This window comes from Leclercia sp. LSNIH8 (genome assembly GCF_002920195.1).
In the GTDB taxonomy this organism is placed as follows: Bacteria; Pseudomonadota; Gammaproteobacteria; order Enterobacterales; family Enterobacteriaceae; genus Enterobacter.
Genome location: NZ_PQJY01000002.1, coordinates 280,409 through 305,154, shown reverse-complemented (window position 1 = coordinate 305,154; position 24,746 = coordinate 280,409). Strand labels below are relative to the sequence as shown.

27 protein-coding genes and 1 tRNA gene are annotated in these 24,746 nt (G+C 55.2%); 20 read left to right on the top strand and 8 right to left on the bottom strand.

Features of this window, described 5'->3' with window-relative positions; translation table 11 throughout:
• The first annotated feature begins 68 nt into the window (after positions 1-68).
• A complete protein-coding gene (locus tag C3406_RS06285) occupies positions 69-812 on the top strand; it encodes an SDR family oxidoreductase (RefSeq protein WP_103822774.1) in 744 nt (247 codons plus the stop codon).
• A 78-nt stretch (positions 813-890) separates the two neighbouring features.
• On the opposite strand, the gene bglA is transcribed toward C3406_RS06285, so the two are convergent.
• Together bglA and C3406_RS06275 are read right to left on the bottom strand one after the other, a co-directional pair.
• A complete protein-coding gene (gene bglA, locus C3406_RS06280; protein WP_103822773.1) occupies positions 891-2,324 on the bottom strand; it encodes a 6-phospho-beta-glucosidase BglA in 1,434 nt (477 codons plus the stop codon).
• A 114-nt stretch (positions 2,325-2,438) separates the two neighbouring features.
• On the bottom strand, positions 2,439-3,170 hold the full coding sequence (locus tag C3406_RS06275) for a MurR/RpiR family transcriptional regulator (RefSeq protein ID WP_103822772.1): 732 nt from the start codon (positions 3,168-3,170) through the stop codon (positions 2,439-2,441).
• A gap of 52 nt (positions 3,171-3,222) precedes the next feature.
• Here C3406_RS06275 and yqfB point away from each other — a divergent pair, with 52 nt between their 5' ends.
• Together yqfB and trhA are read left to right on the top strand one after the other, a co-directional pair.
• The gene (yqfB, locus tag C3406_RS06270) at positions 3,223-3,534 is read left to right on the top strand and encodes a N(4)-acetylcytidine aminohydrolase (RefSeq protein WP_103822771.1); all 312 of its coding nucleotides are present in this window, start codon (positions 3,223-3,225) and stop codon (positions 3,532-3,534) included.
• Positions 3,535-3,699: 165 nt separating this feature from the next.
• A complete protein-coding gene (gene trhA, locus C3406_RS06265) occupies positions 3,700-4,359 on the top strand; it encodes a PAQR family membrane homeostasis protein TrhA (RefSeq protein WP_103176877.1) in 660 nt (219 codons plus the stop codon).
• Between the two features lie 90 nt (positions 4,360-4,449).
• Here the strand turns inward: trhA and ygfZ are convergent, their stop codons facing one another.
• On the bottom strand, positions 4,450-5,430 hold the full coding sequence (ygfZ, locus tag C3406_RS06260; protein ID WP_103822770.1) for a tRNA-modifying protein YgfZ: 981 nt from the start codon (positions 5,428-5,430) through the stop codon (positions 4,450-4,452).
• Positions 5,431-5,732: 302 nt separating this feature from the next.
• On the opposite strand from ygfZ, the gene sdhE reads away from it, so the two are divergent.
• Together sdhE and C3406_RS06250 are read left to right on the top strand one after the other, a co-directional pair.
• Positions 5,733-5,999 carry an FAD assembly factor SdhE gene (gene sdhE, locus C3406_RS06255; protein WP_103176875.1) on the top strand — a complete coding sequence of 89 codons (267 nt, stop codon included), beginning with the start codon at positions 5,733-5,735 and terminating at the stop codon, positions 5,997-5,999.
• Positions 5,980-6,393, top strand: coding sequence for a protein YgfX (locus C3406_RS06250; protein ID WP_103822769.1), 414 nt, complete (start codon positions 5,980-5,982; stop codon positions 6,391-6,393). Before sdhE ends, C3406_RS06250 begins: the two co-directional genes overlap by 20 nt.
• Before the next feature lie 4 nt (positions 6,394-6,397).
• Here C3406_RS06250 and fldB read toward each other — a convergent pair whose 3' ends face one another.
• A complete protein-coding gene (gene fldB / locus C3406_RS06245; protein ID WP_103176873.1) occupies positions 6,398-6,919 on the bottom strand; it encodes a flavodoxin FldB in 522 nt (173 codons plus the stop codon).
• Between the two features lie 70 nt (positions 6,920-6,989).
• Here fldB and xerD point away from each other — a divergent pair, with 70 nt between their 5' ends.
• The 5 genes from xerD (at position 6,990) to lysS (ending at position 13,106) form a co-directional block, all read left to right on the top strand.
• Positions 6,990-7,916, top strand: coding sequence for a site-specific tyrosine recombinase XerD (xerD, locus tag C3406_RS06240; RefSeq protein ID WP_255584722.1), 927 nt, complete (start codon positions 6,990-6,992; stop codon positions 7,914-7,916).
• A 21-nt stretch (positions 7,917-7,937) separates the two neighbouring features.
• The gene (gene dsbC / locus C3406_RS06235) at positions 7,938-8,651 is read left to right on the top strand and encodes a bifunctional protein-disulfide isomerase/oxidoreductase DsbC (protein ID WP_103822767.1); all 714 of its coding nucleotides are present in this window, start codon (positions 7,938-7,940) and stop codon (positions 8,649-8,651) included.
• A gap of 5 nt (positions 8,652-8,656) precedes the next feature.
• On the top strand, positions 8,657-10,390 hold the full coding sequence (gene recJ, locus C3406_RS06230; RefSeq protein WP_103822766.1) for a single-stranded-DNA-specific exonuclease RecJ: 1,734 nt from the start codon (positions 8,657-8,659) through the stop codon (positions 10,388-10,390).
• A 90-nt stretch (positions 10,391-10,480) separates the two neighbouring features.
• A protein-coding gene (gene prfB, locus C3406_RS06225) for a peptide chain release factor 2 (RefSeq protein WP_103822765.1) occupies positions 10,481-11,579 on the top strand; the annotation gives its coding sequence in 2 pieces (ribosomal slippage) (positions 10,481-10,555 and positions 10,557-11,579; 1,098 coding nt in all).
• A 9-nt stretch (positions 11,580-11,588) separates the two neighbouring features.
• Complete coding sequence (gene lysS, locus C3406_RS06220; RefSeq protein ID WP_103822764.1) at positions 11,589-13,106, top strand: lysine--tRNA ligase; 1,518 nt, start codon at positions 11,589-11,591, stop codon at positions 13,104-13,106.
• A gap of 46 nt (positions 13,107-13,152) precedes the next feature.
• Here the strand turns inward: lysS and idi are convergent, their stop codons facing one another.
• Entirely contained in the window at positions 13,153-13,704 is a 552-nt protein-coding gene (idi, locus tag C3406_RS06215) for an isopentenyl-diphosphate Delta-isomerase (protein ID WP_103822763.1), read from the bottom strand.
• 184 nt (positions 13,705-13,888) lie between these two features.
• Here idi and actS point away from each other — a divergent pair, with 184 nt between their 5' ends.
• The 4 genes from actS to C3406_RS06195 all read left to right on the top strand — a co-directional run bounded on the left by actS (position 13,889) and on the right by C3406_RS06195 (position 15,445).
• Positions 13,889-14,623 (top strand): amidase activator ActS, encoded by a 735-nt coding sequence (gene actS / locus C3406_RS06210; RefSeq protein WP_103822762.1) that lies wholly within the window; start codon positions 13,889-13,891, stop codon positions 14,621-14,623.
• A gap of 80 nt (positions 14,624-14,703) precedes the next feature.
• Positions 14,704-14,777, top strand: a tRNA-Gly gene (locus C3406_RS06205).
• Between the two features lie 154 nt (positions 14,778-14,931).
• Positions 14,932-15,162, top strand: a complete 231-nt coding sequence (gene yjdI / locus C3406_RS06200) for a 4Fe-4S mono-cluster protein YjdI (protein WP_032613838.1) — start codon at positions 14,932-14,934, stop codon at positions 15,160-15,162.
• Positions 15,163-15,172: 10 nt separating this feature from the next.
• Positions 15,173-15,445, top strand: coding sequence for a GNAT family N-acetyltransferase (locus C3406_RS06195; protein WP_103176863.1), 273 nt, complete (start codon positions 15,173-15,175; stop codon positions 15,443-15,445).
• Positions 15,446-15,488: 43 nt separating this feature from the next.
• On the opposite strand, the gene C3406_RS06190 is transcribed toward C3406_RS06195, so the two are convergent.
• Both C3406_RS06190 and C3406_RS06185 read right to left on the bottom strand, forming a co-directional pair.
• A complete protein-coding gene (locus C3406_RS06190; protein ID WP_103822761.1) occupies positions 15,489-16,718 on the bottom strand; it encodes an amino acid permease in 1,230 nt (409 codons plus the stop codon).
• A 117-nt stretch (positions 16,719-16,835) separates the two neighbouring features.
• Positions 16,836-17,297, bottom strand: coding sequence for a multidrug/biocide efflux PACE transporter (locus C3406_RS06185; protein WP_103176861.1), 462 nt, complete (start codon positions 17,295-17,297; stop codon positions 16,836-16,838).
• Positions 17,298-17,401: 104 nt separating this feature from the next.
• On the opposite strand from C3406_RS06185, the gene C3406_RS06180 reads away from it, so the two are divergent.
• The 4 genes from C3406_RS06180 to C3406_RS06160 all read left to right on the top strand — a co-directional run bounded on the left by C3406_RS06180 (position 17,402) and on the right by C3406_RS06160 (position 21,228).
• Entirely contained in the window at positions 17,402-18,277 is an 876-nt protein-coding gene (locus C3406_RS06180) for a LysR family transcriptional regulator (protein WP_103822760.1), read from the top strand.
• Between the two features lie 75 nt (positions 18,278-18,352).
• The gene (locus C3406_RS06175; RefSeq protein ID WP_103822759.1) at positions 18,353-18,865 is read left to right on the top strand and encodes a cupin domain-containing protein; all 513 of its coding nucleotides are present in this window, start codon (positions 18,353-18,355) and stop codon (positions 18,863-18,865) included.
• A 171-nt stretch (positions 18,866-19,036) separates the two neighbouring features.
• Positions 19,037-20,215, top strand: coding sequence for an acetyl-CoA C-acetyltransferase (locus C3406_RS06170; RefSeq protein ID WP_103822758.1), 1,179 nt, complete (start codon positions 19,037-19,039; stop codon positions 20,213-20,215).
• A gap of 329 nt (positions 20,216-20,544) precedes the next feature.
• Positions 20,545-21,228 carry an oligogalacturonate-specific porin KdgM family protein gene (locus C3406_RS06160; RefSeq protein ID WP_103822756.1) on the top strand — a complete coding sequence of 228 codons (684 nt, stop codon included), beginning with the start codon at positions 20,545-20,547 and terminating at the stop codon, positions 21,226-21,228.
• Positions 21,229-21,382: 154 nt separating this feature from the next.
• On the opposite strand, the gene C3406_RS06155 is transcribed toward C3406_RS06160, so the two are convergent.
• Complete coding sequence (locus tag C3406_RS06155; RefSeq protein ID WP_103822755.1) at positions 21,383-22,558, bottom strand: oligogalacturonate lyase family protein; 1,176 nt, start codon at positions 22,556-22,558, stop codon at positions 21,383-21,385.
• A gap of 455 nt (positions 22,559-23,013) precedes the next feature.
• Between C3406_RS06155 and kduI the strand changes: the two genes are divergently transcribed.
• Entirely contained in the window at positions 23,014-23,850 is an 837-nt protein-coding gene (gene kduI, locus C3406_RS06150) for a 5-dehydro-4-deoxy-D-glucuronate isomerase (RefSeq protein ID WP_103822754.1), read from the top strand.
• A gap of 63 nt (positions 23,851-23,913) precedes the next feature.
• Positions 23,914-24,675 carry a 2-dehydro-3-deoxy-D-gluconate 5-dehydrogenase KduD gene (gene kduD / locus C3406_RS06145; RefSeq protein WP_103176854.1) on the top strand — a complete coding sequence of 254 codons (762 nt, stop codon included), beginning with the start codon at positions 23,914-23,916 and terminating at the stop codon, positions 24,673-24,675.
• The last annotated feature ends 71 nt before the right edge of the window (positions 24,676-24,746 follow it).

Sequence of the window (24,746 nt, the reverse complement as noted above, 5' to 3'; positions counted from 1 at the left end):
CTTTCTGTCATACTGTAGGCCGGGTAAGCGTCAGCGCCACCCGGCTTTTTTTTATCCGGAGGTTGTAGATGGCAATCGCATTAGTCACCGGCGCCAGCCGTGGGATTGGCAAAGCGACGGCGCTTGAGCTGGCGCGTGTGGGTTATAACGTGGCGGTGAATTATCACCACAACATCAGCGCCGCCACCGACGTGATCAATCAGATTATAGAAGAGGGCGGCAGAGCCTTTGCCCTGCGCGCGGATATCAGCGACGAAGCGCAGGTCATGGCGATGTTTGACAGCCTCGATCGCGAAGGGGAGCCCCTCGCCGCGCTGGTCAACAACGCCGGGATTCTCTTCGAGCAGAGCACCATTGAGAACCTCTCCGCCGAGCGGATTAACCGCGTGCTGGCCACCAACGTGACCGGGTATTTCCTCTGCTGCCGCGAAGCGGTGAAACGCATGTCGCTGAAACATGGCGGGAAAGGCGGGGCGATTGTAAACGTCTCTTCTGCGGCCTCGCGACTCGGCGCACCGGGGGAGTATGTGGATTACGCGGCATCGAAAGGGGCGGTGGACTCCCTGACGACCGGGCTGTCGCTGGAAGTGGCGGCCCAGGGCATCCGGGTTAACTGCGTGCGTCCGGGGCTGATTTATACCGACATTCATGCCTCCGGCGGTGAACCGGGGCGGGTGGATCGGGTGAAGTCGATGCTGCCGATGCAGCGCGGCGGCCAGCCGGAAGAGGTGGCGCAGGCGATTGTCTGGCTGCTGAGCGAGAAAGCCTCGTACGTGACGGGCAGTTTTATTGAGTTAGCGGGCGGGAAGTAACGCCCGGTGGCGCTACGCTTACCGGGCCTACGATCGCTGTAGGCCGGTGCAAGCGCAGCGCCGCCCGGCAAGGCCGGATTAAAGCGTCTCGCCGTTGCTGGCGATCACTTTTTTGTACCACTCAAAGCTCTTCTTACGCGAACGGGACATGTCGCCGGTGCCGTCGTCGTGCTTGTTCACATAGATAAAGCCGTAACGTTTGCTGTACTGGCCGGTGGTGAACGACACACAGTCGATGCAGCCCCACGGGGTGTAGCCCATCAGATCCACACCATCGTAAGTGACCGCTTTCATCATCTCTTCCACGTGCGCGCGCAGGTAGTCGATGCGGTAGTCATCATTGATGCTGCCGTCCTCTTCCACTTTGTCGTACGCGCCAAAGCCGTTTTCCACGATAAACAGCGGCTTCTGATAGCGCTCATAGAGTTCGCACAGGGAGTAACGCAGGCCCACCGGGTCAATCTGCCAGCCCCAGTCCGATGCTTTCACGTGCGGGTTCGGCACGCTGCCTTCAAAGCCGGAGATCGCATCGCCGGTGCCGCCTTCCGCTTTCACCGCGTTGGTCATGTAATAGCTGAAGCCCAGATAGTCACAGGTGCCTTCGCGCAGGATCTGCTCGTCGCCCGGTTCCATATTGATGGTGAAACCGCGGCGCTCCCACTCATTCAGCACGTAGGACGGGTAGTAACCCCGCAGCTGCACGTCGGTAAAGACATAGCGTTCACGCATCGATTCCTGGGCAAACATCACATCTTCTGGTTTGCAGGAGTAAGGATAGAGCGCCACCATTGCCAGCATGCAGCCGACTTTCATCTCCGGGTTGATGCGACGGGCGGCTTTCACCGCCAGGGCGCTGGCCACGAACTGGTGATGCAGCACCTGGTACATGGTCTCTTCCGGGTTTTGATGCTCGGTATAGACCACCCCGGAGCAGCAGTAGCCGAACAGCGGGGCGCGCCAGTTACGCTGGTTGTTGATTTCGTTGAAGGTCATCCAGTACTTGACCTTGCTCTTGTAGCGCTCAAAGACCACTTCGGCGAAGTTGACGAAGAAATCGACCACCTTACGGTTGGTCCAGCCGCCGTACTCCTGCACCAGGTGCAGCGGCATTTCGAAGTGGGAGAGGGTGATGACCGGCTCGATGTTGTACTTCAGCAGCTCATCGAACATATCATCATAGAACTTCAGCCCCTCTTCGTTGGGCTGGGTTTCGTCACCTTTCGGAAAGATACGGGTCCAGGCGATGGAGGTGCGGAAGCATTTGAAGCCCATCTCGGCAAACAGCTTGATATCTTCTTTATAGTGACCGTGGAAGTCGATGGCCTCGTGGTTAGGGTAGTATTTGCCATCCACCACCTCCTGGGTGATTTCACGCGGTACGCCGTGCGCGCCGCCGGTCAGCACGTCACAAATGCTCGGGCCTTTGCCGCCTTTGTTCCAGCCGCCTTCAACCTGATGCGCCGCAACCGCGCCGCCCCATAAAAAGTCTTTTGGTAAGGTGAGTTTTTTCATCTTTGCTAATCTCATTTATTGCTATTGTTTTTGAGTCTAACAAAGGGGAATAAAATGTCACGATATAACAATTCGTGAGAGTTGTAATATGTCACACCGAAAAAACAGGGTGTTTTATTCCGTTAATTTCTTCGCCAGTTTGCGCCCCAGTGATTCAAGAATATAAATCACTGGAATCTGCGTGGTAATATCGTAGACGCCGCCGACGCGGGTTTGCGGCACGTGCCAGGAGAGATTGAAGTCCGCCAGTTTCGCCAGGCGAGAATGTTCGTGGCTGGTGATAGAGAGCACCTTGCAGTGATGCAGGCTGAACTGACTGGCGAAGCGCAGGATCTCTTCGGTTTCGCCCGAGACTGAGAGCACAATCGCCAGCGCGTTTTTCGCCATATCGTTGGTGACCGGGAAATAAGGGTCGTCGATATGGTTGCTGAATTTTCCAATATTGGAAAAGAAGCGCGCGCCATATTTTGCCAGCGAGCCTGAAGTTCCCGCGCCGACAAATATAATACGTTCCGAGGATAATATAATATCCACGGCGTTATTTAATAGCGCGTCAAATTCGTCGTTGTTTACGCTTTTGAAAAAACTGATAATCTCACTGGCGCCAAAATTAGCCTGCTGCGGTTCGTTTTGCTTAAGGTATAATTTAAACCGTACGCGGAACTCCGAATAGCCATCGCAGCTCAACTTGCGGCAAAAACGCAGCACGGTGGTGGTGGAGACCCCCGCCGCATCCGCCAGTTCGCGAATGGTCATGTACATCACCCGATCGCGGTTTTTAATGACGGTGTTGTAGACCATCATCTCCAGGTTGTTGAGACTGGCAATGGCGGAATGGGAGAACATGCTCACTGGGGCTAAACTCACTCATCAGACTTCATCTTCAGGGAATAATAACATGCAGCCAAACGACATTACTTTTTTTCAGCGCTTTCAGGATGACATTCTGGCCGGACGTAAGACCATTACTCTCCGCGATGAGAGCGAATCACATTTCAAAGCGGGCGATGTGCTGCGGGTGGGGCGTTATGAAGATAACGGCTACTTCTGCACCATTGAGGTTACAGGCACGTCCACGGTCACGCTCGATACGCTGAGTGTAAAACATGCTCAACAGGAGAACATGTCCCTGGACGAACTGAAGCGGGTAATTACAGACATTTACCCGAACCAGCATCAGTTTTATGTCATTGAATTTAAATGCCTTTGAGTTTTTGTGTGAACGGTCGTTAGCCGAAATAACCCCTCAACCTTATGATTGTAATAAATAAATTTTAAACTGATATTTATTTTAGCTAACAGGTGTTCACTGGAATCGTTCTCAGTTAGCATAGACAGCGAGACATTATTCACTTTTGTTTTCCCGGAGTTATCTATGGTTAGCAAACCATTAACCACACAGGGATATTCGCTGGCTGAAGAGATAGCCAACAGCATTAGCCACGGTATTGGCCTGGTGTTTGGCATCGTTGGGCTCGTGTTGCTGCTGGTGCAGGCCGTCGACACTAACGCCAGCACGCTGGCGATCACCAGTTACAGCCTCTACGGCGGGAGTATGATCCTGCTGTTTTTGGCCTCCACCCTTTACCACGCCATTCCCCATCAGCGGGCCAAGATCTGGCTGAAGAAATTCGACCACTGCGCCATCTATCTGCTGATTGCCGGAACCTATACGCCGTTTTTGCTCGTGGGGCTGGATTCACCCCTGGCGCGCGGGTTGATGATTGTTATCTGGAGCCTGGCGCTGCTGGGGATCCTGTTTAAGCTGACCATCGCGCACCGCTTTAAGGTGCTGTCACTGGTGACCTATCTGACCATGGGCTGGCTGTCGCTGATTGTGATCTATCAGCTGGCGGTAAAACTGGCGGCGGGCGGCGTGACATTGCTGGCGGTGGGCGGAATTGTCTATTCGCTGGGGGTCATTTTTTACGTCTGCAAGCGCATCCCCTATAACCACGCTATCTGGCACGGGTTTGTACTGGGCGGCAGCGTGTGCCATTTCCTGGCGATTTATCTGTACGTCGGGCAGGTTTGATTCCGCTTTGCCCGGCGGCGCTTCGCTTGCACGGGCCTACAAAATCCGTAGGCCGGGTAAGGCGAAGCCGCCACCCGGCACTCACAGGCGTTACTCTTCCAGCGAATACGGCAGCGGCTCGATGCTTAATGTATTCACATCCTCACGGACGCGGAAGACGCTGTCTGGCTCCATATCATTATTCATCACGGCCTGAACCAGCAGGCGGCCATCGTCAAGCTGAACGGCAGCCAACACGGTGCCGGTACGGCGCCAGTTGTCACCCATTTTTAGCTCCAGATCTTCACCGGCTTCCGGTACGCGGCTGGCTTTACCCGCCAGATACCACAGCGCGCGTTTGTTGGCGCCGCGGAACTTCGCACGTGCCACCATCTCCTGACCGGTATAGCAGCCTTTTTTAAAGCTGATACCGCCCAGCGCCTGCAGGTTGGTCGCCTGCGGGATAAACTGCCCGCTGTTGGCCGCCTCGATAACCGGAATGCCCGCTTCAATGTCCAGCGACAGCCACTGCTGGCTGTTATTCAACTGCGCTTCGCCACGCAGGGCCTGGGTCACGCGCTCGGCGGTAGCGACATCGGTTACCAGTAAGAAACGCTCTGCCGGATGTTCAAACCATAGCAGCGAAGTAGCCCCGTCGTTAGTGACCTGTTTTTCTGCATCAGGCAGTTCACTGAACAGGTTTTTCAGCGCGGCGCGCGCCTGGAAGCCCGCCACACCCAGCAGCACCAGCTCGTCATCGGCCGCGATGGTCACTTTCGAGAATACCGCATACTTTTTCAGCTCGGTGAGCTGGGCGTCGCGCAGGCTACGACGTTCGATCAGAGCAAAACCATCCTGACGACGGAAGAGACGCAGGTTGCTCCACATCTTGCCTTTCGGATCGCAGTGCGCGGCCAGCAGATGCTGGTGTTCGGTCAGCTGACTGACATCCGCGGTCACCTGGCCCTGCAGGTACTTTTCGCTGTCCACGCCGACGAGGGTTGCCAGCGCCCAGTCATCAAGGGTCATAAGCGTCAGCGGCAGACGCGCAGAGGCGACAGGCTGGCGCGGAGAAAAGGGTGTAAATGCCATATTGATGTCCTGAATTGCTTAACGCTTTGATAATGCCTAATGGTAAAAGAGACTGTAGCCATTGCAAGCGGTTTCAACAGGCTATTCGTGCCCTTAGCCTAATCTGCGTAACGCTACGCAAAACAGCTGAACACGCTTATTTATTGTGTTTTTTTGTGGAAGCCTGCTCCTGGAACGTAATATTCCAGTAATGAAACAGCAAAAACACGTTACACTAAGAGCCGTTTCTTCCCGGTTGAGCACGTTTCTCTGCCGATACGAACGGAACACTGCCTGAACTCAACGTTATGCAGGAATCAGACATGGACATTAATAACAAAGCCCGCATTCACTGGGCATGCCGTCGCGGCATGCGCGAACTCGATATCTCCATCATGCCGTTCTTCGAATATGAATATGACAGCCTGAGCGATGAGGATAAGCATCTCTTCGTCCGTCTGCTGGAGAACGACGATCCCGATTTATTTAACTGGTTGATGAATCACGGCAAACCTGCCGACGCCGAGCTGCAACGGATGGTGCTTTTAATTCAGACACGGAATCAGGAACGTGGTCCTGTGGCAATCTGATCTACGCGTCTCATGGCGCGCCCAGTGGATGTCACTTCTGCTCCACGGCCTGGTCGCGGCTGTTATTCTTCTGATGCCGTGGCCGCTGAGCTACACCCCGTTATGGCTGATGCTGCTGTCGCTGGTGGTGTTTGATAGCGTACGCAGTCAGCGGCGCATTAACGCCCGTCAGGGTGAAATCAAACTGTTTATGGATTCCCGTCTGCACTGGCAAGACAGCGAGTGGGAAATTGTCGGCACGCCGTGGATGCTGAAATCCGGCATGATGCTCCGCTTACGCAAAGGCGCGGGTCAACGCTGCCATCATTTATGGCTGGCGGCAGACAGTATGGATGAAGCGGAGTGGCGGGATCTGCGTCGGATGATGTCGCACCAGCCAACGCAGGGGCGGTAGTGGTTTAGCTGAACTGCTCCGCCATTTCGCCAAGGATTTGCTCGCACCAGCTCTGCAGGCGCTCTTCACTGAGGTCGTACTGGTTGGTTTCATCCAGGGCCAATCCGACAAACAGTTCTCCGTCGGCGATAATCGGTTTCTTGCTGGTAAACTCATAGCCTTCTGTCGGCCAGTAACCAATGAACGTCACCCCTTTCGGTGCCAGCTTGTCATGCAGCATCCCCAGCGCGTCGAGGAACCACTCGCCGTAGCCCAGCTGATCGCCCATGCCGTAAAGCGCGATAATTTTGCCTTCAAGCGCCAGGGAGTCGAGCTGATCCCAGATGGCTTCCCAGTCTTCCTGCAGTTCACCGAAATCCCAGGTCGGGATGCCGAGGATCAACACGTCGTACTGCTCCATCATCGATGGGGCATCATCTTTGAGATTGTGCAGGGTGACCAGTTCCGGGCCGATAATGTCGCGAATTTTCTCTGCGGCCATCTCGGTGTAGCAGGTGCTGGAACCATAAAACAGACCAATATTCATCGCTAAAATGTCTCAATACTTGCTATGACTTTGCGAGTAGTGTACCAGAAACAAGACCCATTCAGGCATAATGCCCCATTGCAGAACGAAAGAGGCGGACGTGGAAAAGGATCTCTCACTCATCGAACAGTTTCTCGATGCGCTCTGGCTGGAGAAGAATCTTGCCGAGAATACCCTCAGCGCCTACCGACGCGATCTGGCGATGCTGGTGGCATGGTTACACCATCATGATCTCTCTCTGACCACGGCCCAAAGCGACAATTTGCAGGCGCTGCTTGCCGAGCGGATGGAAGGGGGATATAAAGCCACCAGTTCCGCGCGGCTGCTGAGCGCCATGCGGCGTCTGTTTCAGCACCTTTACCGCGAGAAGATACGCCCTGATGATCCCAGTGCGGCACTGGCGTCGCCAAAATTGCCCCAGCGTCTGCCAAAAGATCTCAGCGAAGCACAAGTTGAGAGATTATTACAGTCGCCAGTGGTTGACCAACCGCTGGAGTTACGCGATAAAGCGATGCTCGAAGTGCTTTACGCCACAGGATTACGCGTGTCTGAACTGGTCGGGCTGACGATGAGCGATATCAGTCTGCGCCAGGGCGTGGTACGGGTGATCGGTAAAGGCAATAAAGAGCGTCTGGTGCCGCTGGGCGAAGAGGCGGTTTATTGGCTGGAGAACTATCTTCAGCATGGCCGCCCGTGGTTGCTGAACGGTGTCTCCATTGACGTGCTGTTTCCCAGCCAGCGCGCACAGCAAATGACACGTCAAACCTTCTGGCATCGCATCAAACATTACGCCACACTGGCGGGTATCGACAGTGAAAAACTTTCGCCGCACGTTCTGCGTCACGCGTTTGCGACCCATCTTCTGAATCACGGCGCCGATCTGCGCGTGGTCCAGATGCTGCTTGGGCACAGTGACCTGTCAACGACGCAAATCTACACGCATGTCGCGACGGAACGCCTGCGGCAGCTACACCAACAGCATCACCCACGTGCGTGATGACTTGTAACAGGAACCAATATGAAAAAGTCTTTAGTGCTGTTCTCTCTGCTGGCAGCGTCATTATCCGGTCTGGCGCATGCTGACGATGCGGCCATTAAACAGTCTCTGGCGAAGCTCGGTGTTACCAGTAGCGAAATTCAGCCTGCGCCCGTTGCGGGCATGAAAACGGTACTGACCAACAGCGGCGTGCTGTATGTGACCGAAGACGGTAAGCACTTTATCCAGGGACCGCTGTACGACGTGAGCGGCGCACAGCCGGTTAACGTCACTAACCAGATGCTGATGAAAAACCTGAACGCGCTGGAAAAAGAGATGATCGTCTACAAAGCGGCGCAGGAAAAACATGTCATTACCGTCTTTACCGACATCACCTGCGGCTATTGCCACAAGCTGCATGAAGAGATGAAAGACTACAACGCGCTGGGGATCACCGTGCGTTATCTCCCCTTCCCGCGTGCGGGCGTTCAGAGCCAGCCTGAGCAGGACATGAAGGCCATCTGGTGTGCGAAAGATCGCAACAAAGCCTTTGATGATGCCATGAGCGGTAAAGGCGTTCAGCCTGCCTCCTGCGACATCGACATTGCCAATCACTACGCGCTGGGCGTGCAGTTTGGTGTGACCGGTACGCCTGCGATCGTGCTGAGCAACGGCTACGTGGTGCCGGGCTACCAGGGGCCGAAAGAGATGAAAGCCTTCCTTGATGCGCACCAGAAACAGTTTGGTGGTAAATAATTCGCGTGAAATCTTCGACACAACTTCGTCGTCGTGAGGTGGACGAGAGCGCCGCGTTACCCGCGACGCTCCCTCCGCTGTTGCGTCGGCTGTATGCCAGCCGTGGTGTGCGAAATGCAGATGACCTTGAGCGCAGCGTCAAGGGCATGCTCTCCTGGCAGCAGCTTAGCGGCGTCGAACGCGCCACCGAGCTGCTGTACAACGCCCTGCGGGAGGGGACGCGCATCATTGTGGTGGGGGATTTTGACGCCGATGGTGCCACCAGTACCGCGCTGAGCGTGCTCAGCCTGCGGGCGATGGGGTGCGACAACGTCTCATATCTGGTGCCGAACCGCTTCGAGGATGGCTATGGCCTGAGTCCGGAAGTGGTGGATCAGGCTCACGCCCGCGGTGCGCAGATGATCCTGACGGTAGACAACGGGATCTCCTCCCATGCCGGGGTTGAGCGCGCGCATGAGTTTGGCATCCCGGTGCTGGTCACCGATCACCACCTGCCTGGCGATACCTTACCGGCGGCAGAAGCGATCATTAACCCCAACCTGCGCGACTGCGACTTCCCCTCGAAATCGCTGGCGGGAGTGGGGGTGGCCTTCTATCTGATGCTGGCGCTGCGTACACGGCTGCGTGATGAAGGATGGTTTGACGCTAAAGGTATTGCGCCGCCTAATCTGGCGGAATTCCTCGATCTGGTGGCGCTGGGCACCGTGGCGGACGTGGTGCCGCTGGATGCCAATAACCGTATTCTCACCTGGCAGGGCTTAAACCGCATTCGGGCGGGAAAATGCCGTCCGGGTATTAAAGCGCTGCTGGAGATCTCTAACCGGGACCCGCTGCGGCTGGCCGCCAGCGATCTCGGTTTTGCCCTTGGCCCGCGTCTCAACGCTGCCGGACGTCTGGACGATATGTCGGTGGGGGTGGCGCTGCTGCTGTGCGATAACATCGGCGAGGCGCGCGTGCTGGCCAACGAGCTGGACGCGCTGAACCAGACCCGCAAAGAGATCGAGCAGGGGATGCAGGCCGAAGCCCTGATTCTCTGCGAAAAGCTGGAGCGCAGCGGCGACTCGCTGCCCGGCGGGCTGGCGATGTATCACCCCGAGTGGCATCAGGGGGTGGTGGGCATCCTCGCCTCGCGCATTAAAGAGCGTTTTCACCGCCCGGTGATCGCCTTTGCCCCTGCCGGCGACGGCACCTTGAAAGGATCGGGCCGCTCGATTCAGGGGCTGCACATGCGCGACGCGCTGGAGCGCCTGCATACGCTGCATCCGGGGTTGATGATCAAATTTGGCGGCCACGCCATGGCGGCAGGACTGTCGCTGGAAGAGGCGAAATTTGACCAGTTCCAGCGCCTGTTCAGCGAGCTGGTTACCGACTGGCTGGATCCGGCTCTGCTCCAGGGCGAAGTGGTCACCGATGGCCCGCTGGCGCCGGCGGATATGACCATGGAGGTGGCGCAGATGCTGCGCGACGCCGGTCCGTGGGGGCAGATGTTCCCGGAGCCGCTGTTTGACGGACGTTTCCGCCTGCTGCAGCAGCGGCTGGTGGGTGAGCGGCATCTGAAGGTGATGGTAGAACCGGTTGGCGGCGGCCCGCTGCTGGACGGTATCGCTTTTAACGTGGATACCACAATCTGGCCTGATAACGGCGTACGCGAAGTCGAACTGGCCTATAAACTGGATATTAACGAGTTTCGCGGCAACCGCAGCCTGCAAATCATCATCGACCATATCTGGCCACTTTAGCATCACTATTCCGCTATAAAAAAGGGCGTGAATCCGGTACAATTCCGCCCTTACACCGCATTTTTACTCGTCCATAAAAGAAAACAGACCATGTTTGAAATTAATCCGGTAAAAAACCGCATTCAGGACCTCACCGAGCGCTCCGACGTTCTTAGGGGGTATCTTTGACTACGATGCCAAGAAAGAGCGTCTTGAAGAAGTAAACGCCGAGCTGGAACAGCCGGACGTCTGGAACGAACCTGAACGCGCACAGGCGCTGGGTAAAGAGCGTTCCTCTCTCGAAGCTATCGTAGATACGCTGGATCAAATGGCGCAGGGTCTGGATGATGTTTCCGGGCTGCTGGAGCTGGCCGTTGAGGCCGACGACGAAGAGACCTTCAACGAAGCTGTCGCAGAGCTCGATGGGCTGGAAGAGAAGCTGGCACAGCTGGAATTCCGTCGTATGTTCTCCGGCGAGTACGACAGCGCCGACTGCTACCTTGATATCCAGGCCGGTTCCGGCGGTACAGAAGCCCAGGACTGGGCCAGCATGCTGACCCGTATGTATGTGCGTTGGGCTGAAGCCCGCGGCTTCAAGACTGAGATTATCGAAGAGTCTGAAGGCGAAGTGGCAGGCCTGAAATCTGTCACCATCAAGATTATTGGCGATTATGCCTACGGCTGGCTGCGTACTGAAACCGGCGTACACCGTCTGGTGCGTAAGAGCCCGTTCGACTCCGGCGGTCGCCGTCATACCTCGTTCAGCTCCGCGTTTGTCTATCCGGAAGTGGACGAAGATATCGACATCGAAATCAACCCGGCAGATCTGCGTATCGACGTCTACCGCGCATCCGGTGCGGGTGGTCAGCACGTTAACCGTACGGAATCTGCGGTGCGTATTACCCACATCCCTACCGGTCTGGTGACACAGTGCCAGAACGACCGTTCCCAGCATAAAAACAAAGACCAGGCCATGAAGCAGATGAAAGCGAAGCTTTATGAGCTGGAGATGCAAAAGAAAAATGCTGAGAAACAGGCGATGGAAGATAACAAGTCTGATATCGGCTGGGGCAGCCAGATCCGTTCTTACGTCCTTGATGACTCCCGCATCAAAGACCTGCGTACCGGTGTCGAAACCCGTAACACGCAGGCGGTGCTGGATGGCAGCCTGGACCAATTTATCGAAGCAAGTTTGAAAGCAGGGTTATGAGGAACCAACATGTCTGAACAACAAGCACAGGGCGCTGACGCGGTAGCCGATCTTAATAATGAACTGAAAACCCGCCGCGAGAAGCTGGCTGCGCTGCGCGAGCAGGGCGTGCCGTTCCCGAACGATTTTCGTCGCGATCGTACCTCAGACCAACTGCATGCTGACTTCGACGCTAAAGAGAACGAAGAGCTGGAAGCGCTGAACATCGAAGTGGCCGTTGCTGGCCGTATGATGACCCGTCGTATCATGGGTAAAGCCTCCTTTATTACGCTGCAGGACGTTGGCGGCCGCATTCAGCTGTATGTTTCTCGCGACGATCTGCCGGAAGGCATCTACAACGAGCAGTTCAAAAAGTGGGACCTGGGCGACATCCTGGGTGCCAAAGGCAAGCTGTTCAAAACCAAGACCGGCGAGCTCTCCATCCACTGTACCGAGCTGCGTCTGCTGACCAAAGCCCTGCGCCCGCTGCCGGACAAGTTCCACGGCCTGCAGGATCAGGAAGCGCGTTACCGTCAGCGCTACCTGGATCTCATCTCTAACGATGAATCCCGCAACACCTTCAAAATTCGCTCTAAGATCATGGCCGGTATCCGCCAGTTCATGGTTAACCGCGACTTTATGGAAGTGGAAACCCCAATGATGCAGGTGATCCCGGGCGGTGCCTCCGCGCGTCCATTCATCACCCATCACAACGCCCTGGACCTGGACATGTACCTGCGTATCGCGCCGGAACTGTACCTGAAGCGTCTGGTGGTGGGTGGTTTCGATCGCGTATTTGAGATCAACCGTAACTTCCGTAACGAAGGCATCTCCGTGCGTCATAACCCAGAGTTCACCATGATGGAACTCTATATGGCCTACGCGGATTACAAAGATCTGATCGAGCTGACCGAATCCCTGTTCCGCACCCTGGCGCAGGACGTTCTGGGCACCACCGAAGTGCCGTACGGCGAAGAGGTGTTCGACTTCGGTAAGCCGTTCGCTAAGCTGACCATGCGTGAAGCAATCAAGAAATACCGTCCGGAAACCGAGATGGCGGATCTGGATAACTTCGACTCTGCGAAAGCTATCGCTGAGAGTATCGGTATCAAGGTTGAGAAGAGCTGGGGTCTGGGCCGTATCGTGACCGAGATCTTCGAAGAAGTGGCCGAAGCGCACCTGATTCAGCCGACCTTCATCACCGAATACCCGGCTGAAGTCTCTCCACTGGCGCGTCGTAACGATGTGAATCCGGAAATCACTGACCGCTTCGAGTTCTTCATCGGTGGCCGTGAAATCGGCAACGGCTTTAGCGAGCTGAACGATGCAGAAGATCAGGCGCAGCGTTTCCAGGATCAGGTTGATGCGAAAGCGGCGGGTGACGACGAAGCGATGTTCTTCGACGAAGACTACGTGACCGCCCTGGAACACGGTCTGCCACCAACGGCGGGTCTGGGTATCGGCATCGACCGTATGGTGATGCTGTTCACTAACAGCCACACCATCCGCGACGTGATCCTCTTCCCGGCGATGCGTCCGGTAAAATAAGTCATTGTTGATAAAAAGCCCCGGCGTATAACGCGTCGGGGCTTTTTTATTGCCTGGCGTTTGCCGCGAAGCGAAGCAGGGCGTCTCTCGCTGCCTGGGCTTCCATCACCATCCACGGGCTGAACGCCCAGGGAGTGGCCTCCAGCGCGCCGAGCATTGCCTCCAGCGTTACCCACTGATAATCCATCACTTCGTCGCGGTTGATGATCACGGCGTTAACGGCGAGCGCCGCGAAGACCGGGCAGATCTCATTTTCGACAATCCCGGAAGGATCGGTTTCGCAGTAGCGGAATGCCGGTGCGACCGGGCAGATCCCGGCGATCTCTGCGCCCACTTCATAGCGGCAGCGGCGGATCATGGCCTGCTCCAGAGATTCCCCCTGTTGTGGATGTCCGCAAACGGAGTTGGTCCAGACGCCGGGCCAGGCTTTCTTACTCATGGCGCGACGCGTAACCAGCGTCTCCCCCCTGGCATTGAATAACCAACATGAAAAGGCCAGATGAAGAGGGGTGCGCGAGGTGTGTGCGGCGTACTTTTCCTGTGTGCCAATAACCGTTCCGTGGTCGTTAACTAAAATGACGTGTTCGTGCGTTCCCATTGTAACTCCCGTGCTGAAATTACCGGGCGATACTGACCTGTTAGCATTCCAGTAAGTTCAGCACGGCCTGGCTGGGCGATTATATCGTAATCGCTGCTAAACGGGTTGTCGCTCAGGGTGCTATTGGCATCCTGATTGAGACTGTTATGATAGCGCTGCCATTCACGTTGACCGAGGTACTGTTTTGTTTGCAGGAAGCCCGACGAAAAACCCTGTTTCTGCTCTGTTTTGCCTGACCCTGGCCCTGTTGCTGGCGGGATGTGCGGGCAGTAAATCATCGGATTCTGGTCCTGTGTATACCGTTAAACGCGGTGATACGCTGTACCGTATATCGCGTGCAACCGGCACCAGCGTGAAGGATCTGGCGCGCCTGAACAATATTTCCCCGCCTTACACCATCGAAGTGGGGCAAAAGCTGAAGATTAACGGCAGCAGCACGGCCAGAAAATCCTCTTCAAAAAGCAGCGGTAAAACCGCCGCGGTCACCCCTTCTTACACCGTACCTAAATCCTCCTGGCCGCCTGTCGGGCAGCGCTGCTGGGTCTGGCCGGCCAGCGGCAAAGTGGTGATTCCGTACTCCACCGCGGAAGGGGGAAACAAAGGCATTGATATCGCCGGCACCCGCGGCGCGCCGGTGTATGCCTCCGATGCAGGCAAGGTGGTCTATGTCGGCAATCAGCTGCGGGGTTATGGCAACCTGATCATGATTAAGCACGGCGAGGACTACATCACCGCCTATGCCCATAACGACACGATGCTGGTGAATAACGGGCAAAACGTGAAGTCCGGGCAGAAGATCGCCACCATGGGCAGTACCGGATCCAATACCGTGGCGCTCCATTTCCAGATCCGCTATCGGGCAACGGCTATCGATCCGATCCGCTATTTACCGGCACCAGGTGGTAAACCGAAGTGCTAAGTGATTATTTAATCGCCACTTAGCGAGCCGGTCTCTTGTCAGCAGAGGCGTAAGGTCTATAATGCTTTACGCACCTCAACGCGGGCGTAGTTCAATGGTAGAACGAGAGCTTCCCAAGCTCTATACGAGGGTTCGATTCCCTTCGCCCGCTCCAGATTTTCTTCTTATATTCCCTTATGCTCAAAAAACATATACGGTACCTCTGCTGAATATGCTGGATCCTTCTATTAAATAAATGTTAACTTTTTGGATCTCAACACCTGCATCATCCTGATTCCCGAACGCATAATAATTACAGAGGCAATGTCATGGATAATGATCTCCTGCAAGCGGGGTACCGGGCCTATACCGGTGAGAAAATTGACGTCTACTTCAATACCGGCATCTGCCAACACGCGGGAAACTGCGTGCGCGGAAGCGCTAAGCTCTTCAACCTGAAACGTAAACCGTGGATCATCCCTGACGAAGTGGATGTCGATACGGTTGTGCGTGTGATCGACACCTGCCCCAGCGGCGCACTCAAATACCGCCACAAATAAGCGAGAAACCATGGACATTCAGGAAGGCCATAACAAGTTTTACGTGAACGATGCCGAAGGCAATCAGGTCGCGGAGATCGTCTTTGTCCCCACCGGCGAGCATCTCAGCATTATTGAGCATACCGATGTCGATCCCAGCCTGAAAGGGCAGGGCGTGGGCAAACAGCTGGTGGCAAGGGTGGTGGAAAAGATGCGTGCCGAAAACCGTAAAATTATTCCCCTCTGCCCGTTTGCGAAACACGAATTTGATAACACCCGCGAGTATGACGATATCCGCGCCTGACGCGGCACAGCACGCTGTCGTAAAACAGCGTGCTCTCTTTTAGTCAGGCAATAAACATCACCGACACGCATAACACCCCGACGATCAGCGTCAGCACATTGCCGATGGAGCGGTAAGGCTTCAGGGCAGGGATCAGGAAGGTCGACAGGGTCGGCATGATAAACAGGATCATGGCGATAAGCGGCCCGCTGATGGCGTAGATCATCGAAATGGCATTAGGGTTAATGCAACACACCGCAAAGGTGATCAGGGAGACCCCCATCACCGATACCGCCCGATTAAAGGCCCGGCTTTTCTTTACGCCAACCTGGTTTAACCCTGATTTCACCATCGCTGTAGCCCCCTCAATCACGCCAAAATAGGTGCCGAGAAACGACTTCGACATCGCGATGATGGCGACAACAATCCCGGAGATCCCAAGCCAGGAAGGGGAGGAGGGCATCATCGAGAGCGCCGAGAGGATGGTGACCCCTTCCTCTTTCGCGGCGACGATGTAAGAGGGTGGGATCGACATCAGGCAACTGAAGACGAAGAAGAGCACGCTCAGGCAGATAACCAGGTAGGCCACCTTCATGATGCGGGTACATTTGCCCATGGCGGCCTCGCCATATTTTTCCTGCCGATCGACGGCAAAGGTTGAAATAATCGGGGTATGGCTGAAGGCGAACACCATCACCGGAATGGAGATCCACACCTGGTGCAGAGTGTGCTTATCAACGCTCATCTGGCTGGTGAGCAGCGCGGGCTGCCAGCTGTGGGTGAGATAGAGCGACACCAGCAGGAAGTAAGCGATCAGCGGGAAGACCAGAAAACCCATCACCCGGATGGTGGCATGCCGCCCCATCAGGAAGATCAGATTCAACGCCAGCACTACGCCAAGGCTGACCAGCACCCGCACGGTGGTGTCCACCGTCATATGCTTCGCCAGCTGTTCGGTGAGCGAGTTAGTGATTGCCACGGCATAGATCTGCACCACCACGAAAAAGGCGACAAAGTAGAGCGTGGTGATCAGATTGCCGATCTTTTTCCCGTAGTAGTAGGTCACCGCGCCGGTGATCCCTTCGCTACCTTTGGTTTTTGCAGAGAGGATGAACTGGCATAACGCTTTGTGGGGCCAGTAGGTGAATGGATATGCCACAAGGGCGGTGATGAACAGGACGACAGCGCCCGCAGATCCCAACTGGATGGGCAGAAACAGGGTTCCTGCGCCCACGGCCGTGCCGTACAGGGCAAAGCTCCATAGGGTCTCTTCTTTAGACCAGATTTTCGACATGAGAGAAACGTATCAACTATAAAACCAACAAAAAGGAGACTATTTTACCATAATCAAAAGTTGGCCTGGCGGTTGGAACGGTTTTAAGCGGGCCGGAAAGCATTTCCGGCCGGGGAGTTAAGAGGTGGCAGCCTGCCGCTGCTGGCGTCGCTTAATCATGCGATCGCGCAGGGTATCGTACGCCCAGTTATAAACCATGGTGTACGGCAGGAAGAAAATAAAGAAGCCAATCTCTAAGGTGAAGGCCTGAAGCAGGCTCACGCCCAGCACCAGCGACACAATCCCGACGCCGATAAAGATGAACCCCACTTCAAAGCCCAGCGCGTGCAGGGCGCGCACTTTCGCGGTGCGGGGCACCTTATGTCGCGGCCACAGCCTGTCGAACAGGTAATTGAAGATGATGTTCCAGATCATCGCCGTGGTGGCGAGGAGAACAGTTAACCCACCCATCTCCAGTATCGGGCGCTGCATCAGCCACGCGGTGGTCGGGGCCAGGATCGCCGTGGCTATACCCTCAAAGCAGACGGCGTGGAAAATGCGTTCCGGCAGTTTTCTGCGCTGAACATCGTTGTGCTGCATAACTTATTACCTCAAAAACAAGCCAGGACGGCCAATCATGCGGCTATTTTTATCGTTAAAAGTGATATATAAAAGTGAGATTCCATCGATAAAGTAGATACTTCATGCGCTACTCACCCGAAGCGTTAACCGCGTTTGTCGAGACGGTTGCCGCGGGCTCGTTCTCCGCTGCCGCCCGCCGTCTGCGTAAAAGCCAGTCCACCATTAGCACCGCCATCGCCCATCTGGAAGATGACCTGGGTTTTGCCCTGTTCGACCGCAGCGCCCGCCAGCCGGTACTCACCGCCCAGGGCAAGCAGGTGCTGGGCTATGTACAGTCGATTCTGGCGGCCAGCGCGCGGCTGGATGAACTGGCGGTATCCCTCAGCGAAGAGACCGAAGCGCGGCTCACCTTTGTCCTCTCCGATACCCTGCATCCGGACGTGCTGGAGGAGATGCTGTTTCGTTTTGATGAGCGTTTTCCCCACACCGAATTTGAGTGTCTGATTGACGAAGAGGAAGATGTCATCGATCTGCTGCAAAAGGAGCGGGCGCAGATTGGCCTCACCGAGGCGCGGGAGAGCTATCCCACGGACATTGCCGCCGTTCGCCTGCCGATGCAGAGCCATATGGCAATTTATACGTCAGCCAGCCATCCGCTGGCCGCGCAGGTGCGAACGGAGCACGATGAACTGCACAGCTGGCGGGAGCTGCGCCTGAATACCTATCTGGAGCGCGAACCGGTGCTGGCGCAGGGGCCAGTCTGGTCGGCGCCCAACTACCTGATGTTGCTCAGCATGGCGGTTCAGGGCTTCGGCTGGTGCGCGCTGCCCTGTGCGCTGGTGGAGGAGTTTGCCCCGGCGAAAGCGCTAGTGCAGCTCAATGTGCCGGGCTGGCCGCGCTCGGTGGCGATCGATCTGGTCTGGAATAAACGCTCCCCACCGGGGACGGCAGGCAACTGGCTGCGCCATTATTTACAGCAAAAAGCGGATCCGCGGTGATCTCTGCCCCCCGTCAGTGGCGACATTAAAACGAACTACACTTAGCGGAGTGCAATGACTGACTGAGAAGAGACCATGACTGCTAAAGAGACAATCACGCCCCGGACGCTGATGCTCTCCGCCAGAGACTGGGTGCCGAATAATCCCCATTTGCCGGTGCTGCTTTATAAAGGGGTGATAACGGATGGCGATCGCGCAAGCCAGTTTGAACAACGATTTGCCGACAACGGTTGGCCGCCTCAGTGGCGCGATGGGGTTTTTGATTATCACCACTACCACTCTAATGGGCATGAAGTCTTAGGTATTGCCCGGGGCGCGGCGCGCCTGATCGTTGGCGGACCAGGGGGCGAAGAGATCGAAGTAGCAGCGGGAGACGCACTGTTATTGCCTGCCGGAACCGGGCACTGCCGGATATCTGCAACCGACGATTTTCTGGTGGTGGGAGCCTATCCGCCGGGTACGGATGTGGATCTCTGCAAGCAGGCGGCAACGCCAGCAATGCTGGCGCGGATCGTGGCGTTGCCGTTTCCTGAGCAGGATCCGGTAAATGGAAACTCGCCCGCCTTAACCCAGTACTGGAGATCTTGACCCGCTTTGCCCTGCGCCCGCGCAGGGTAAGTTTCCCGGTATCGGCAGAACATTCATTTCTCTCGGCCCTCCAGAATCCTTTGTGATAAAACTCACTTTTTTTAAACAATTACATCATTAGTTGATAACAATCCTCTACTATGAGCGGTGTCATTTTGCGCAGAGGTAGAGATGAAAGACGTCGTGATAGTCGGTGCATTGCGTACCGCAATCGGCTGTTTCCAGGGAGCGCTCTCACGCCACTCGGCGGTTGAGTTAGGCAGCGTGGTGGTTCGCGCGCTGGTGGAGCGCAGCGGCATTGAGGCACACGAGATCGACGAAGTGATCCTCGGTCAGGTGCTGACCGCAGGCGCCGGGCAAAACCCTGCCCGTCAGGCCGCGCTGAAGGGCGGATTACCCAATACCGTCTCTGCCATTACCATCAACGACGTGTGTGGCTCCGGTTTGAAGGCGCTGCATCTGGCGACCCAGGCGATACAGTGCGGCGAAGCCGATGTGGTGATCGCCGGCGGCCAGGAGAACATGAGTCGTGCCCCGCACGTGCTCACCGACAGCCGTACCGGCGCCCAGCTGGGTAATAGTCAGCTTATCGACAGCCTGGTGCATGACGGGCTGTGGGATGCCTTCAACGATTACCATATGGGCGTCACGGCGGAGAACCTGGCGCGCGAATATGGCATCTCCCGTGAGCTGCAGGATGCCTATGCCCTCAGCTCCCAGCATAAGGCCCGGGCGGCCATCGACGCGGGCCGTTTTCGTGACGAGATCGTCCCGGTTGTCGCCCAGAAGCAGGGTGGGGAGAGCCTGCTGGTGGATACTGATGAACAGCCGCGCACCGATGCCAGCGCAGAGGGGCTGGCGCAGCTGAACCCTGCCTTTGAACTCACCGGTTCGGTCACTGCCGGGAATGCCTCCTCAATTAACGACGGGGCCGCCGCGGTGATGATGATGAGCGAGAGCAAAGCCGAAGCGCTGAATCTGCCGGTGCTGGCGCGCATCAAAGCCTTTGCCAGCGTGGGTGTCGATCCCGCCCTAATGGGCATCGCCCCGGTCCATGCCACGCGCCGCTGCCTTGAGCGGGCAGGCTGGCAACTGGCGGATGTTGATCTGATCGAAGTGAATGAAGCCTTTGCTGCCCAGGCGCTGTCGGTGGGCAAAATGCTGGAGTGGGACGAACGCCGGGTGAATGTCAACGGCGGAGCGATCGCCCTGGGCCACCCCATTGGCGCATCGGGTTGCCGTATTCTGGTCTCACTGGTGCATGAGATGGTGAAACGCGATGCGCGTAAAGGGCTGGCTACGCTCTGCATCGGCGGCGGGCAGGGCGTGGCATTAGCTATAGAAAGATAATTCGCGTTGATATATATCAACCCAAATAAGCCTCCGACCCCGGAGGCTTATTTGTTTGTGAGCACCGTCATATTTTACCCTCCTGTAAGTAAAATCTTAAGCACCCGCAAAATATTTAACGTATTCGCTGAATCTGTAATAACGATTTAGTGTGATCGTGATCCGTTAAATTCCGCTTAAAAGGCCTGTTTTGTTGATATTGCTCACGGCTGGGTTTGCCAAAAAAAATGAAACAAATAATTACGATCGCGATCACTAAAATTACGTTTATTAAAAAATAAAATGCAATTCCATAAAAACGAAACATCATTTTAAACGAGGGTTTTTCCATGTTTAAGAAATCTCTGGTCCTTGCTTCACTTATTGGCGCTTCTTTCGCAGCTCAGGCTGTCACCGTGGATCTGCGTCACGAATATATCGATAGCGGCTCGAACGCAGACCGTGTTTCGGTTTCGCACCGTTTCGAAAATGGCTTTGGTTTCTCTGTAGAAGCAAAATGGAAATCTGGCGGCGATAAAGCTGACCAGCCATTTGCGGACGTGGTGGGTAACGGCCACGAAGATCAGATTAGCTGGCGCTGGAAAGCGAACCAGAACATTGCGTTAACACCAGGCTTTACGCTCGAAAGTAAAGACAGCTTCACTATTTATAAACCTTATCTGCACGCGCAATATAGCTTCGATAATGGCTTCTATGTGGCAGCCCGTTATCGCTATGACTACACCCGTTATCCGTCAAACGCGAATAAAGACGACGATAAAGTTAACCGTGGCGATGCCTGGGTTGGTTGGGTAATGGGCGACTGGCGTACCGAGCTGAACTACGTATACGCGAAAAGTACAGAAGGGAATATTCGTAACAACAATAAAGATTACTCCCAGGAATATAACGTCAAGCTGGCGTACAAAATTGATAAGAACTGGGCTCCGTATGGCGAAGTGGGTAACGTCGGTGTGAAAGATACCGATGAGCGTCAGACCCGTCTTCGTGTCGGCGTAGCTTATTCATTCTGATAACAAGCAGTACCTCCGGGATAAACCGGCTCTCAGGAGCCGGTTTTTTTACGCCTGTACTTTATTATTTTTTGCCGTCTCTACCGAATCAGCCAATAAAAAAAGCCCTCCATAAAGGAGGGCAAGGCCAGTTACAGGAACACAAACACAAACATTATTCTCGCAACAGTTCTGGTTGCTCAGGAAGCTTCGCAATATAGAGAGCAGGTTTGCCATCTTTATCGGAACTAAACAGCACCGCTTTATCATCCGGAGTAAAGGAGGGATGCGGGTGGGTGACCTGGCGGCTATTTGCCACGGTTGCCCAGGAAGTATCGTGACGCGCGATGCGGAAATAAGCCTTTTTCGCCACGTCGAATGCGTAGAGATACGGGTCGTTGTCGATGGTGTAACCGCTGGTATCTTTCACATCGACCGGCGTACCGGAACCATCCCCTACCAGCAGCGTACCGTCAAAGTTACTCATCAGGTGTGAACAGGCTGGCATCTTCATTACCGCGCGGTTCTCACCGGTATCCGGGTTGAAGCTATATACGGTACGCCCTTGCTCACCCTTCAGGTAAGAGACATAGACCAGCGCTGAGCCGTTCGGTACCCAGAACTCATGGGTGCAGCTTTCGCCTTCGGCGTGCTCTTTCACCTTGCGAACGTTGCTGCCGTCTTCGTTGACTATCCACATACGGGCATCCACCAGATCGTGCGGGCCTTCATGACAGAACGCGACGGTGTTGTCGTCAAACGGACGGTAAATCGGGTGACCCAGCCAGTTCTTCTCTTCGTGGATGACGCTGCTTTCACCGGTCTGCAGATCGACCCGCAGCAGGCGGCAGTGTGGGCCTTTATGGAAGAAGTCGTGGAAGATTTTCCAGTCGTTGAGCGGCGTCCAGTCGCTTTTCGCGATTTCAATGCCCACCAGTTTGGTGCAGTCGCTGTTGGCTACCCAGGTGCCATAGCCGACCCAGTCGTCGCTGACGCGATAGACTTCACGCTCTTCGAGAGTGGTCAGATTGACTTCCCGCAGGGTGCGATCATTCTTAACGTAATAGAGGGATTTATCATCCGGTGAGAGGAAACCGCCAAAGGTGTTATCGCCAGCGCCTTCGGTTAACTGCACCGCTTCGGCCTTTTTCAGATCCAGCAGATAGTAGTTCCAGTGGCCATCGAATTCACCCGCAAACAGCAGTTGGCTGCCATCGTTGAAAAAGCACTTTTGATAGAAGTAGTTACGGTGACAAGTAACTTCAGGGGGGGTCAGGCGGGTCACTTCCACGCCTGTATCCGGATCGCGGCTGACCTCATAGTTCAGTTTGACCCGCATACCTTTTGCCATGATGCGCTCCTTGAATTCGACGGCAGGATCGCGCCTGCGGTCCGATCGGTAAAATATGAATTTAAAAACTGGGTGTTAAAATATCAAAACAATGTTTCACTATGTGTGACTGGTGGCGCACTTCTGAAGGAAAACCCTGCGGATTCATCAATATCTTTAAATTCGTTCAGTTTTTTCTGATGGCTGCACCCATTTTTTATTTTTTCATAACCTTTTGTTTATTATAAAAAATAAGAAGGGGTATTTAAAAAAATGGTGAAGGAAAGCCTTGTCAACTCCCTGACAATCGTGATCGAAACTACAGTTTTGAGATTAACTTGCAGAAAAAGTGAAACATCGTTTTGAATGTAATTGAAAACCTATTTCACAGCAGATAATATGTGCTCATCATGAAAACGGAACACCGTTTTGTTAATTATCCAGGCCGTCGGGGCCGATAAATTCTGGAGGTTAATGTGGAAGTCAGACAAAGCATCCACAGCGCGCATGCAAAAACGCTGGATACCCAGTGTCTGCGTGATGAGTTTTTAGTCGAGAAAGTGTTTGTCGCAGATGAATACACCATGGTGTACAGCCACATTGACCGCATCATCGTTGGCGGCATTATGCCGGTTGCCAAAACGGTTTCTGTGGGTGGGGAAGTGGGCAAGCAGCTCGGCGTCAGCTTCTTCCTGGAGCGTCGCGAGTTGGGCGTGATTAACATTGGCGGCCCGGGCACCATCACCGTTGACGGCCAGTGCTATGAGATCGGCCATCGCGATGCGCTGTACGTCGGGAAAGGCGCGCAGGAAGTGGTCTTTGCCAGCGTCGATAGCAACAAACCGGCGAAGTTCTACTATAACTGCGCCCCGGCACACACCACCTACCCAACCAAAAAAGTGACCCCGGCTGACGTTGCTCCGGTCACTTTGGGTGACAACCTCACCAGCAACCGCCGCACCATCAACAAATACTTCGTTCCTGATGTGCTGGAAACCTGCCAGCTCAGCATGGGTCTGACCGAGCTTGAGCCGGGCAACCTGTGGAACACCATGCCGTGCCATACCCACGAGCGCCGCATGGAAGTCTACTTCTACTTCAATATGGAAGAGGACGCCTGCGTATTCCACATGATGGGTCAGCCGCAGGAGACGCGCCATATCGTGATGCATAACGAGCAGGCGGTTATCTCTCCAAGCTGGTCTATTCACTCCGGCGTAGGCACGCGTGCCTATACCTTCATCTGGGGCATGGTGGGTGAGAACCAGGTCTTCGATGATATGGACCACGTAGCCGTTAAGGATCTGCGCTAGTCGCGGACAGTTAAGCACAAACTTGCCTGTTCGTTCAGGCGCTGAAAGACTAAGGATAAAAAAATGATTCTGGATGCATTTTCTTTGCAAGGTAAAGTTGCAGTCGTGACCGGTTGTGACACTGGCCTCGGTCAGGGCATGGCGTTGGGTCTGGCGGAAGCGGGCTGCGACATCGTGGGTATCAACATCGTTGAACCGCAGGAGACCATCGAGCGTGTAACTGCGCTGGGCCGTCGTTTCCTGAGCCTGACCGCTGACCTGCGTAAGATCGACGCTATTCCTGAGCTGCTGGATCGTGCGGTTGCGGAATTCGGTAAAATCGACATTCTGGTGAACAACGCCGGTCTGATCCGTCGTGAAGATGCGATCAACTTCAGCGAGCAGGACTGGGACGACGTCATGAACCTGAACATCAAGAGCGTGTTCTTCATGTCTCAGGCGGCGGCGAAGCACTTCATTGCCCAGGGCAACGGCGGCAAAATCATCAACATCGCCTCCATGCTCTCCTTCCAGGGTGGCATCCGTGTGCCTTCTTATACCGCTTCCAAGAGCGGCGTCATGGGCGTAACCCGTCTGCTGGCGAACGAATGGGCGCAGCACAACATCAACGTGAACGCCATTGCGCCGGGTTACATGGCCACCAACAACACCCAGCAGCTGCGTGCTGACGAAGAGCGTAGCGCAGCTATCCTCGAGCGTATCCCTGCGGGTCGTTGGGGTCTGCCAAGCGATCTGATGGGGCCGGTGGTGTTCCTGGCCTCCAGCGCATCTGACTATATCAACGGCTACACCGTAGCGGTTGACGGCGGCTGGCTGGCGCGTTAATTCCTGCTCAGGTCAAAAAACCTCTGCCCCAGGGCAGAGGTTTTTTTTGACCTGGATAAGCCATTGTCCAT

Excerpts from the sequence above, each read along its gene's own strand:
- C3406_RS06160 (WP_103822756.1), top strand. The coding sequence starts at position 20,545 with ATGTTTAAGAAATCTCTGGTCCTTGCTTCACTTATTGGCGCTTCTTTC.
- C3406_RS06195 (WP_103176863.1), top strand. The coding sequence starts at position 15,173 with ATGGACATTCAGGAAGGCCATAACAAGTTTTACGTGAACGATGCCGAA.
- sdhE (WP_103176875.1), top strand. The coding sequence starts at position 5,733 with ATGGACATTAATAACAAAGCCCGCATTCACTGGGCATGCCGTCGCGGC.
- kduD (WP_103176854.1), top strand. The coding sequence starts at position 23,914 with ATGATTCTGGATGCATTTTCTTTGCAAGGTAAAGTTGCAGTCGTGACC.
- C3406_RS06155 (WP_103822755.1), bottom strand. The coding sequence starts at position 22,558 with ATGGCAAAAGGTATGCGGGTCAAACTGAACTATGAGGTCAGCCGCGAT.
- dsbC (WP_103822767.1), top strand. The coding sequence starts at position 7,938 with ATGAAAAAGTCTTTAGTGCTGTTCTCTCTGCTGGCAGCGTCATTATCC.
- xerD (WP_255584722.1), top strand. The coding sequence starts at position 6,990 with ATGCCCCATTGCAGAACGAAAGAGGCGGACGTGGAAAAGGATCTCTCA.
- bglA (WP_103822773.1), bottom strand. The coding sequence starts at position 2,324 with ATGAAAAAACTCACCTTACCAAAAGACTTTTTATGGGGCGGCGCGGTT.
- C3406_RS06190 (WP_103822761.1), bottom strand. The coding sequence starts at position 16,718 with ATGTCGAAAATCTGGTCTAAAGAAGAGACCCTATGGAGCTTTGCCCTG.
- C3406_RS06180 (WP_103822760.1), top strand. The coding sequence starts at position 17,402 with ATGCGCTACTCACCCGAAGCGTTAACCGCGTTTGTCGAGACGGTTGCC.
- C3406_RS06275 (WP_103822772.1), bottom strand. The coding sequence starts at position 3,170 with ATGTTCTCCCATTCCGCCATTGCCAGTCTCAACAACCTGGAGATGATG.
- C3406_RS06285 (WP_103822774.1), top strand. The coding sequence starts at position 69 with ATGGCAATCGCATTAGTCACCGGCGCCAGCCGTGGGATTGGCAAAGCG.
- C3406_RS06175 (WP_103822759.1), top strand. The coding sequence starts at position 18,353 with ATGACTGCTAAAGAGACAATCACGCCCCGGACGCTGATGCTCTCCGCC.
- fldB (WP_103176873.1), bottom strand. The coding sequence starts at position 6,919 with ATGAATATTGGTCTGTTTTATGGTTCCAGCACCTGCTACACCGAGATG.
- lysS (WP_103822764.1), top strand. The coding sequence starts at position 11,589 with ATGTCTGAACAACAAGCACAGGGCGCTGACGCGGTAGCCGATCTTAAT.
- ygfZ (WP_103822770.1), bottom strand. The coding sequence starts at position 5,430 with ATGGCATTTACACCCTTTTCTCCGCGCCAGCCTGTCGCCTCTGCGCGT.
- C3406_RS06185 (WP_103176861.1), bottom strand. The coding sequence starts at position 17,297 with ATGCAGCACAACGATGTTCAGCGCAGAAAACTGCCGGAACGCATTTTC.
- trhA (WP_103176877.1), top strand. The coding sequence starts at position 3,700 with ATGGTTAGCAAACCATTAACCACACAGGGATATTCGCTGGCTGAAGAG.
- yqfB (WP_103822771.1), top strand. The coding sequence starts at position 3,223 with ATGCAGCCAAACGACATTACTTTTTTTCAGCGCTTTCAGGATGACATT.
- yjdI (WP_032613838.1), top strand. The coding sequence starts at position 14,932 with ATGGATAATGATCTCCTGCAAGCGGGGTACCGGGCCTATACCGGTGAG.
- C3406_RS06170 (WP_103822758.1), top strand. The coding sequence starts at position 19,037 with ATGAAAGACGTCGTGATAGTCGGTGCATTGCGTACCGCAATCGGCTGT.
- idi (WP_103822763.1), bottom strand. The coding sequence starts at position 13,704 with ATGGGAACGCACGAACACGTCATTTTAGTTAACGACCACGGAACGGTT.